General features: G+C 69.7%; 6 protein-coding genes. All 6 read left to right on the top strand.

All coding sequences use genetic code 11. From position 1 onward, the window contains the following. Positions 1-878, top strand: an 878-nt coding sequence (locus OXN85_01100; protein MCY3598557.1) for a prolyl oligopeptidase family serine peptidase, incomplete at its 5' end; no start/stop codon positions are given. A 2-nt stretch (positions 879-880) separates the two neighbouring features. After that, the gene (locus OXN85_01095) at positions 881-4,096 is read left to right on the top strand and encodes a hypothetical protein (GenBank protein MCY3598556.1); all 3,216 of its coding nucleotides are present in this window, start codon (positions 881-883) and stop codon (positions 4,094-4,096) included. After that, positions 4,074-4,772, top strand: coding sequence for a hypothetical protein (locus tag OXN85_01090; GenBank protein MCY3598555.1), 699 nt, complete (start codon positions 4,074-4,076; stop codon positions 4,770-4,772). The genes OXN85_01095 and OXN85_01090 overlap by 23 nt, the downstream gene beginning before the upstream one ends. Continuing rightward, positions 4,772-6,880: an NAD-dependent DNA ligase LigA gene (ligA, locus tag OXN85_01085; GenBank protein ID MCY3598554.1), complete on the top strand. Its 2,109-nt coding sequence runs from the start codon at positions 4,772-4,774 to the stop codon at positions 6,878-6,880. Before OXN85_01090 ends, ligA begins: the two co-directional genes overlap by 1 nt. After that, on the top strand, positions 6,880-8,655 hold the full coding sequence (gene polX / locus OXN85_01080) for a DNA polymerase/3'-5' exonuclease PolX (GenBank protein ID MCY3598553.1): 1,776 nt from the start codon (positions 6,880-6,882) through the stop codon (positions 8,653-8,655). Before ligA ends, polX begins: the two co-directional genes overlap by 1 nt. 80 nt (positions 8,656-8,735) lie before the next feature. Beyond that, a complete protein-coding gene (locus OXN85_01075) occupies positions 8,736-9,767 on the top strand; it encodes a GntR family transcriptional regulator (GenBank protein MCY3598552.1) in 1,032 nt (343 codons plus the stop codon). The last annotated feature ends 187 nt before the right edge of the window (positions 9,768-9,954 follow it).

Here is a 9,954-nt window from a genome sequence, read left to right as displayed (position 1 = left end):
AGGAGGACTACGCCTGGGGCCGCACGCAGCTCATCGACTATGAGAATGAATGGGGACGCCCCCTCCAGGGCGCGCTCATCTATCCGGCCGACTATGATCCGGATCGGACGTACCCCATGATCGTGTACCACTACGAACTGCTCTCGCAGAGCCTCCACCAGTACCAGGTTCCGGATCCCACGAGCTACTACAACATCCAGATCTGGAGCCAGGAGGGGTACTTCGTCTTCCAGCCCGACATCGTCTATCGCGACCGGCGCCCGGGACAGTCGAACGTGGAGACGCTGCGCCCGGCCGTGGCGGCGGCGGTCGAGACGGGGATGATCGATGCCGACCGCGTCGGACTCATCGGCCATTCGTGGGGCGGATATCAGACGACGTTCTTCGTCACCCAGGACGATCTCTTCGCCGCCGCGGTGGCGGGCGCGCCGCTCACGAACCTGATGAGCATGTACCTCTCCTTCTACTGGAACTCCGGGGGGACGGACGCCCGGATCTTCGAGATCAGCCAGGGCCGCATGCAGGTGCCGTGGTGGGAGGACTGGGACTCCTACTTCAACAACTCTCCGCTCCATCACATTCAGAATCTCAACACGCCCCTCCTCATCGAGTTCGGGACGGAGGACGGCGCCGTGGAGTTCAACCAGGGCGTCGAGTTCTACAACGCGGCCCGGCGGGCGGGGAAGCACATGGTGATGCTCGTCTACGAGGGGGAGAACCACGGGCTCGCGAGGGAGCCGAACCAGCGCGACTACCAGAGCCGCATCCTCCAGTGGTTCGCGCACTATCTGAAGGGAGAGCCGGCCCCGGAATGGATCACCACCGGCGTCCCCTGGCTGGAACAGAAAGACGGCCTCAGGAAGAAGAAGGTGAGCTGACCATGATGCTGCGCCCGCGTCGTATTCCGGCAGTGTCGTACCGGGTCTCCGTCCGCGCTCTGGTGGTGGCGGCGGCGCTGAACGCGGCCCTCGCGGCGGCGCCCCCTCGCGGGGAGGCCCAGTCCCCCGAGAGAATCGCGGCAGGATTCACCTGGCGCCTGATCGGACCGGCCATCTCCGGCGGCCGCATCGCCGATCTCGAAGTCGTGCCCGGCACGCAGTCGCACATCTACGTCGGGGCGGCCTCCGGCGGTGTGTGGAAGAGCGTCAACCACGGGACGACGTGGGAGTCGATCTTCGACGACGCGGCGAACCTCTCGGTCGGGGACATCGCGCTCGCCCCGTCGGACCCGCTGGAAGTGTGGGTCGGGACCGGGGAACCGAACAACCGCAACAGCACGCCGTGGGGAGAAGGCGTCTACCACTCCTCCGACGGCGGCAAGACGTGGCGGCTCACGGGGCTGGAGGAGACCCGGCACATCGGGCGCATCGCCGTCCATCCCACCGATCCGGACATCGTGTGGGTGGCGGCGCTGGGGCACCTGTTCGGCCCCAACGCGGAGCGCGGCGTGTACCGGACGACCGACCGCGGCGAGACGTGGACGAAGGTCCTCCACATCGACGACGACACGGGGTTCGTGGACCTCGCCCTCAACCCCGCGGATCCGTCCATCATCTACGCGGCCGCGTACCAGCGGCGGCGGCGCGCGTGGGGGTTCGCGGGCGGCGGGCCGGGGAGTGGCATCTACAAGTCGACGGACGGCGGAGATTCCTGGCGGGAGGTGACCGAGGGCCTGCCGGAGGGGGACAAGGGAAGGATCGGGCTCGCCGTATCGGGGCGGGATCCGGCCCTGGTCATGGCCGTCGTGGAGGCAGAGGAGGGCGGCATCTTCCTCTCCCGTGACCGCGGCGAGAGCTGGACGCGCGTCAACGAACTGAACCAGCGTCCGATGTACTACAGCCAGCTCCGGATCGACCCGAACGATGAAGATCGGGTCTGGCTCGTGGCGGGCAGCCTGCACCGCTCGGAGGACGGCGGCGACACCTTCGAGGCCCTCCCCATGGAGATCGAGTACAACACCGGCGTCCACGTCGACCACCACGACCTGTGGATCGACCCCGAGGACTCGCGCCACATGATCCTCGGGAACGACGGCGGACTCTATTCCACGTGGGACGACGGCGACCACTGGACGTTCATCGGGAACATCCCCATCGCCCAGTTCTACGACATCGACCTGGATCTGGCGGATCCGTACCACGTCTACGGGGGACTGCAGGACAACAACTCGTACCGGGGCCCCAGCCGGACGCGCCGCTACCACGGGATCATGAACCGCGACTGGCAGGTGCTCGACTACGGCGACGGGATGTACACGGAGACGGACTGGTCGGACCTCGGCACCGTCTACGTGACGTCGCAGAACGCCGGGATCGTGCGCGTGAACCTCGCCACCGGCGACCGGAAGGCGCTCAAACCCTTCCCGCCGGACACGACGGTGTCGTATCGCTTCGACTGGAAGTCGCCGATCCTGGTGTCTCCGCACGATGCGAACCGGGTCTACCTGGGCGGCAACCGGCTCTTCATGTCGGACGACCGCGGGGAGAGCTGGCGCGCGACCGAGGATCTCACGCGGCAGATTCACCAGGACAGCCTCGAGCTGATGGGCGTGCGTCCGGACTCGACGACGCTCTCGAAGCACGACGGCGCCTCCGGGTACGGGGAGATCACGGCCGTGGCGGAGTCGCCGGTCGAGGCGGGCGTGCTGTGGGTCGGGGCGGACGACGGCTCGGTGCGCCTGAGCCGGGACGGCGGGGCGAGCTGGGAGGATCTGACCGACCGGGTGGCCGCGGCGGCGGGGGTGCCGTTCCCGTACTACGTGAGCTGGGTCGAGGCCTCGCACGCGGCGGCGGGGCGCGCGTACGTGAGCCTGGACGGGCACTGGGACGACGACTACGGGCCGCTCGCGGTCGTGACGGAGGACTTCGGGGAGAGCTGGCGGTCGCTCGCGGACGGGCTGAACGGGGCGGCGGCGGTGACGGCTACGGGCCGGGCGACGGGCGGCGGCATAGCCAGCGTGAACGTGATCCGCGAGCATCCGGAGAATCCGGACCTGCTGATCGTCGGCGCGGAGAACGGCGCCTTCGCCTCACTGGACCGGGGAGCGACGTGGGCCGCGCTCGGCTCGAGCCTCCCCGCCGTGCCGGTCGACGACGTCGAGATCCACCCGCGCGAGAACGACATCGTCCTCGGTACGCACGGCCGCGCCATCTGGATTCTCGACGACATCACGCCGCTGTCGCAGCGGTCGGCTGCGGACGCGACGGGCGCCGGCGCCGTGCAGCTGTTCGCCCCGCGTCCGGCCACGCTCTTCCTGTACCGGAACGACGTGCCGTCGATGGGCCAGGGGACGTTCCGGGCCGAAAACCCCGCGTTCGGCGCGAACGTCGACTACCGGCTCGCCGCGGAGGTGCCGGGCGGCGTCTCGATCGATGTGCTGGACGCCGCTGGCCGTGACGTCCGGAGGCTTGAGGGCCCGGGGGCGGCCGGCCTCAACCGGGTCGCGTGGGATCTGCGGCACGATCCGCTGCCGCACGACACCACGCGGTACGAAGTGCCCAGCCTCGATGCGGGCCCCGAGGGTCCGCTGGTCCTGGCGGGGACGTTCACCGTACGCCTGACCGCGGGAGGCGAGACGCGCGAGCAGCCGCTGGAGGTGCGTCCCGATCCCGAGCTGCCGGTGTCCGCGGAGGAGCGCCTGGCGCGTTACGAGTTCACGATGGCTCTTTTCGAGCTCCAGGGGGTGGCCTACAGGCAGGGCAGCGAAGCCTACGACGCCGAGCGCCGGGCTTCCGAGTCGCTCGAGGCGCTGGAAGGCACGGAGGATGCGGCCGCCGGGGACCTCGAACGCGCCCGGGAGCTTGTGGGCGAGATCGAGGAGGTCGCCGACGAGTGGCGTTCGATCAACGGCGACATCCGCAACTGGTGGACGGGCCTGAGAGGCAAGTTCGATGGCGGTCCCTCCACGACCGGATCGCTGACGGGCCCCTCCGACGACCACCGCCGGCGGCTCGAGGTGATCCGCGCGACAGTGGAGGCCGCGTCCGCGCGGATGAGTGCCGCGGCGGATGCGCTCGAAACGTTGCAGAATCTGGCGGGCGTCGGCGCCTCGCCCAACCGGGACGGAGACGGGGATGGACAGGAAACCGATCGATAGGAAACCGGAGGCCTCCACGCCGCGTCGGCTGGCGTGGCTGGCGCTGGCGTGGCTGGCGCTGGCGGGAATCGCGGCGCCGGCGGCGCTCGAGGCGCAGGCCTGCCTCGGCTTCAGCGGCAACGGGTTCCTCAGCGGCTCGGGCGCCGTGTGGCGCGAGTCATCCGAAGACGTCACAGGCCTTGGGGGCGCGGCCGGGTTCGACCTGGGTCTCGTGGCCGCGGCGGGCCATTACGTGAAGTTCTCCGGCGCGGACGAGTTCGATCAGGAATTCGACTTCGAGGACGCGCGCGCGAGCGTCGCCCTCAAACTCCCGCTGCCCGTGCTGTCGGTCTGTCCGCTCGCCACCGTGGGCGTCGGAGGCGTCCTGTCGAGGAACTTCGACGAACTCCCCTACAAGAGCGAGACCGTTTACGGGGTCGGCGTGGCCGTCGGGCAACGCTTCGGCGCGCCGGGCTCCGGCATCGCGGTCATCCCTTCGGCGACCGTGAGCATCGAGAACTACTCGGTCGACCGGCTCTACGACGACATCGTGGAGGGGGACAGGGAATTCAGCCCCGTCATCCGCGGCGGCGTCACCGTCGAGATCGGCAGCATTCACGCTCGGCCGTACGTCGTGTTCACGACCGCCGATGACAGCTACCTGATCGCCGGAGCCCTGCTGGGGGTCACCTTCTGATGAGTCCCGGCGGGCCCGAGCGGCGGGCCCGGGAACTGCGCAGGGAGCTGCGTCACCACTCCTATCTCTACTACGTCCGCAATCGCCCCGAGATCTCGGACGAGCGGTTCGACGAACTGTTCCGCGAACTGAAGGCGCTGGAGGCGTCGCACCCGGAACTCGTCACGCCGGATTCGCCGACCCAGCGCGTGGGCGCGGAGCCGCTCGACGCCTTCGAGACCATCGAGCACACCGCGCCGATGCTCAGCCTCGATTCATCCGCCGATGTGGAGCCGCTCGAACGGTTCGACGAGCGGATGCGCAAGGCGCTCGGAGACGACATCGGATACGTCGTCGAGCCGAAGCTGGACGGCGCCTCGATCGAACTCGTCTACGAATCCGGCCGGCTGTCGCGCGCTGTGACCCGGGGAGATGGCATACGCGGCGAGGGCGTGACGGAGAACATCCGCACGATCCACTCGGTGCCCCTCCGGCTGCGGGCCGCGGATCGCGACGTGCCGCCGCTCCTGGCGCTGCGGGCCGAGGTCATCATGAGGGTGGGCGACTTCGAGGCGCTGAACGCCCGGCTTCTCGAGAGCGACCGCGCTCCGTTCGCGAACCCGCGCAACGCCGCGGCCGGATCGCTGCGGCAGCTCGACCCCCGCATCACCGCCGCCCGTCCGCTCGACATCTACGTCTACGACATCCTCGCGATCGACGGCCGGCCGCCGCCCACCCAGCAGGCCACGCTCGAAGCGCTGCGCGAGTGGGGGCTGCCCGTGAACGAGCGCTGCCGGCCCGCGGCCGACGTCGGAGAGATCCTCGCGTTCCAGGCCGAGATCGAGGAGGGCCGCGACGATCTCGAGTACGAGATCGACGGCATCGTCATCAAGCTCGACGACATCGCCGCCCGCGACGAAGTCGGCGAGACCTCGCACCACCCCCGCTGGGCGTTCGCCTTCAAGTTCCCGCCGCGGAAGGAGGTCACCCGGCTCCTTCGCATCGTCCCCAGCGTCGGGCGTACCGGCGTCGTCACGCCCATCGCCTTCATGCGCCCGGTGGAACTCGGCGGCGTGACCGTGAGCCGCGCGAACCTGCACAACCGGGAAGAGGTCGCCCGCAAGGACATTCGCGAGGGCGACCGGGTGCGGGTGCAGCGGGCGGGAGACGTGATCCCGCAGGTTCTGGAGCGGATCGACGAGCCGGGCCGCGAGCGCGCGGAGCCGTGGGTCATGCCCACCAAGTGTCCCTCGTGCGGGACCGCCCTGGAGCCGCGCGGCCCGTACACCTTCTGCCCCGACCTGTTCGCCTGTCCCGCGCAGCTCGCCGGGCGGATTCAACACCTCGGGTCGCGGCATGCCCTCGACATCGAAGGATTGGGAGAAGAAACCGCGAGCCTCCTCGTCCGGGAGGGGGTGCTCGCCCGCGTCCCCGATCTGTTCGCGCTCGAGGCGGCGACGCTGATGGAGCTGGAAGGCTTCGCCGAGAAGTCGGCCACGAACCTCGTCCGGGCGATCGACGCCGCGCGCACGACCGAACTCGCCCGCTTCATCTACGGCCTCGGCATCCCCGAAGTCGGGGTGACCGTGGCGCGCGAACTCGCCTCGCACTTCCTCTCCTTCGAGGCGTTCCGGAAGGCGGCGGCAGAAGGGGAAGCGGCGGCAGAAGGGGAGGCCGCGGCAGAAGGGGAGGCGCTCCAGGAAGTGGACGGGATCGGGCCACGGATGGCGGAGGAGATCACCGCCTTCCTGGCCCGCCCCGAGGTGTCGGAGGTCGTGGACGAACTGCGCGCCTGCGTCGAGCCCGAGCCCCCGCCGCGCGCGGGCGACACCCTGGCCGGGCTCCGAATCGTCCTCACCGGAGGGCTCGAGTCCATGAGCCGCTCCGAGGCCGGGAAGAAGCTCGAGGCGCTGGGCGCGAAGGTCACGTCGTCCGTGAGCAAGCAGACGAGCTACGTCGTCGCGGGCGAGAACCCGGGCCGCAAGTTGGAGCGGGCGCAGACCCTCGGCGTCGAGATCCTGGACGAAGCGGGCCTCCTCGAACTCCTGAGCGGCGGACCCGCCGCGCTCTCCGCGCCCGACGACACACCCGAGGCGGCCGACGCGGCTCCCGAAACCGGCGCCCCCTGATGGAGAACATCGAGATCGTCCGCGTGCTGAACGAGGTGGCCGATCTGCTCGAGATCCAGCAGGCGAACCCGTTCCGCGTCCGCGCCTACCGCAATGCCGTGCGCACGATCAACGCGCACGCGTCGCCCCTGCGCAAACTCGTCGAGCAGGGCGCCGACCTCACCGAGCTGCCGTCGATCGGGAAGGGGATGGCGGACAACATCCGCGAACTCGTCGAGAGCGGGCGCCTCGCGATGCTCGACGAGATGGCGGCCGAGATCCCCCCGGGGCTCGTCGAGTTGATGCGGCTCCCCGGGGTCGGCCCCAAGAAGGCGCGCAAGCTGTGGGACGAACTGGGCGTCGAGTCGATCGACGACCTGGAGGAGGTCGCGAGCGAGGGGCGCGTGGCCGAACTGCCCGGCTTCGGAATCAAGACGCAGGACCGGATCCTCCGCGGCATTCGCAACTATCGCACGAGCACCACCCGCTTCCGCCTCGGAGAAGTCGACAAGCTCCTGCCGCCGCTGATCGAACACCTGCAGGGGACGCCGGGCATCGCCCGCCTGGAAGTCGCGGGGAGCTACCGGCGCCGGAAGGAGACGGTGGGCGACATCGACATCCTCGTCCTCGCCGACGACGCGCGCGCCGCTTCCGAAGCGCTCGTCGGATTCTCCGGCGTGGAGAGCGTGATCGGAGCGGGCGGCACGAAGACCTCGGTGCGTCTCCGCAGCGGGCTGCAGGTCGACCTGCGCGTCGTGCCCCCCGAAAGCTGGGGAGCGGCGCTCATCTACTTCACCGGGTCGAAGGAACACAACATCCGCCTGCGCCGCCGCGCGCTCGAACGGAAGCTGCGGGTGTCCGAGTACGGTGTGTTCACGATTCCCGAGGAGTCCCTCGGCGATGCGCTCGGGGAGCGGGGCATCGCCTCCGAGGGAGAGATGGTCGCGGGAGCGACCGAAGAGGAGGTCTACCGGGCGCTCGATCTCTCATGGCTGCCGCCGGAGGTGCGGCGCGACCGAGGAGAGTTCGCGGCTTCCGACGCCGGGGAACTGCCCCGCCTGGTCGAGACCTCCGACCTGCGCGGGGACGTCCACATGCACAGCACCTGGTCCGATGGCCGCGCTTCCCTGGAGGAGATGGTCCGGGCGTGCGCGGCGTGCGGTTACGAGTACATGGCGATCACCGACCACTCGAAGGCGCTGGCGATGGTCGAGGGCCTCGATGCCGCCAAGCTCCGACGCCAGTGGGACGAGATCGCGGAGGTACAGGCCGCGCACCCCGACATCCGGATCCTGCGCGGGCTGGAGGTCGACATCCTCCGCGACGGATCGCTGGACCTCGAGGACGAGATGCTCGAGCGACTCGACATCGTGATCATCTCGGTTCATTCCTTCCTCGGGCTGGACCGGGCGCGGCAGACCGCCCGCGTGCTGAAGGCGCTCGCGCACCCCCGCTCGATGATCTTCGGGCACCCGACGGGACGGATCATCAACCGTCGCGGCCCGATCGATGTCGACATCGACGATATCCTGCACGCCTGCGCCGAGTTCGGCGTCGCCGTCGAAGTCAACTCCCACCCCCACCGCCTGGACCTGAAGGACAGCCACCTCTGGCGCGCGCGCGAACTTGGCGTACCCGTCGTGGTCGCGACCGACGCGCACCGGCCGGACGACCTGGATCTGGCGCACTACGGCATCGAGCAGGCGCGCCGCGCGTGGCTCACTCCCGAACACGTCCTCAATACGCGTGGCGTGGACGATTTCCTGGCGGCCCTCCGGAGAACGCCGGCGAGTTGATCCCCCGTTGAGAGCCCGTCCCCATACTCCCGTCGACAAGCGCCGACAGGTGGGATCTCACGGCAGGGAGGCTCGGACACATGGCGCGTGCATGCGGACTCTCACCGCTCTCGCGGGAACACCACATACCGCTCCGCCGGCAACTCGCGGCGGATCTGGAGGCCGGGATCCGGGATGGACACGTGCGGCCCGGGGCCCCGCTCCCGTCGTCCCGGGACCTGGCGCGCCGACTCGGAGTCGATCGGGGGACCGTCGTCGCCGCGCTCGCGCGACTGCGGCGCAGGAACCTCATCGAACTCGGGCGGGGACAGCGTCCCCGCGCGTCCCTCCGCCCGCGTCCCCTCCGCCCGCCGCCCCCCGTGGAGTTGGCGCCGAGGACCGCGGCGCTGGACCTGCTGCGGCGCGCGCACGCCGGGGGACTCTCGCGTTGGCGGCTGCTGAACGAGCTGGAGCGGATCGTGGGCGGCGCGCGGAGCCCGGATGGCGCACGGAGCCCGAAGCCGAACTTCGTGACGCTGTGCGAACCTCGCCCCGGGCTGCGGGCCGTGCTCGCCGCGGAACTCGAGGATGCCTGTGGAGTCGTCGTTCACGCGGTCGACTCCGCGCGCGGGATCCCCGAGAACTCACCGGTGATCCTGCGGCGTGAGTTGCAGTCCCGGATGCGGCGCTCCGGAACCGTCGAGTGCGTTCCCATTTCACTCGCCGGGGGCACCCGCGAACGCGAACTCGTCCGACGACGGATCCGACGCGGATTCGTCGTGCTGCTCTCCCGAAGCGAGACGGTGCGCGTGTTCGCGGCGGAACTCGCCGCCCGGGACTTCGCCCTTGGAATCAGCTTCAAGGCCCTCGACCCGCACCGCGACGCGGCGGCCGTGCGGCGGGCCGTGAGGGCGGCAACCATCATCTTTCACGACCGGCTCGTCCCGCTGTCCCGGGTTGTCTCCGGCACCGCTCCGGCGGTGCCGATCACGCTCCTCCCGCCCGAAGAGATCGACCGACTCCGCGCCTACCTGTCCAGAACGGACCGGCCCGCGCGCGACCGCGGCGGATCCGGTTCGTACCCTGCCGCCACGCCCGAAGCGACCGTAGCCCATGAGCGCCTTGGTACCTAGATTAAGGGAGGTTCTGCCGTCGCCCCGCCACGGAGTTGTCGGGACTATGAGTAAGAAGTTCTATTCGTCTATGGACTCTGACGCCGAGTTATGATTGTGACTTCAGGCAAGTTCGACCGCAGCGTGGTTGTAAGAGCGCTCCGCTTCCGAGCGAAACTCGATGGATTCCGACTCGAACGTGGCCACT

This window comes from Candidatus Palauibacter australiensis (genome assembly GCA_026705295.1).
Lineage (GTDB): Bacteria > Gemmatimonadota > Gemmatimonadetes > Palauibacterales > Palauibacteraceae > Palauibacter > Palauibacter australiensis.
The sequence above is the reverse complement of the archived record's forward strand: the minus strand, read 5'-3'. Positions and strand labels throughout refer to the sequence as shown.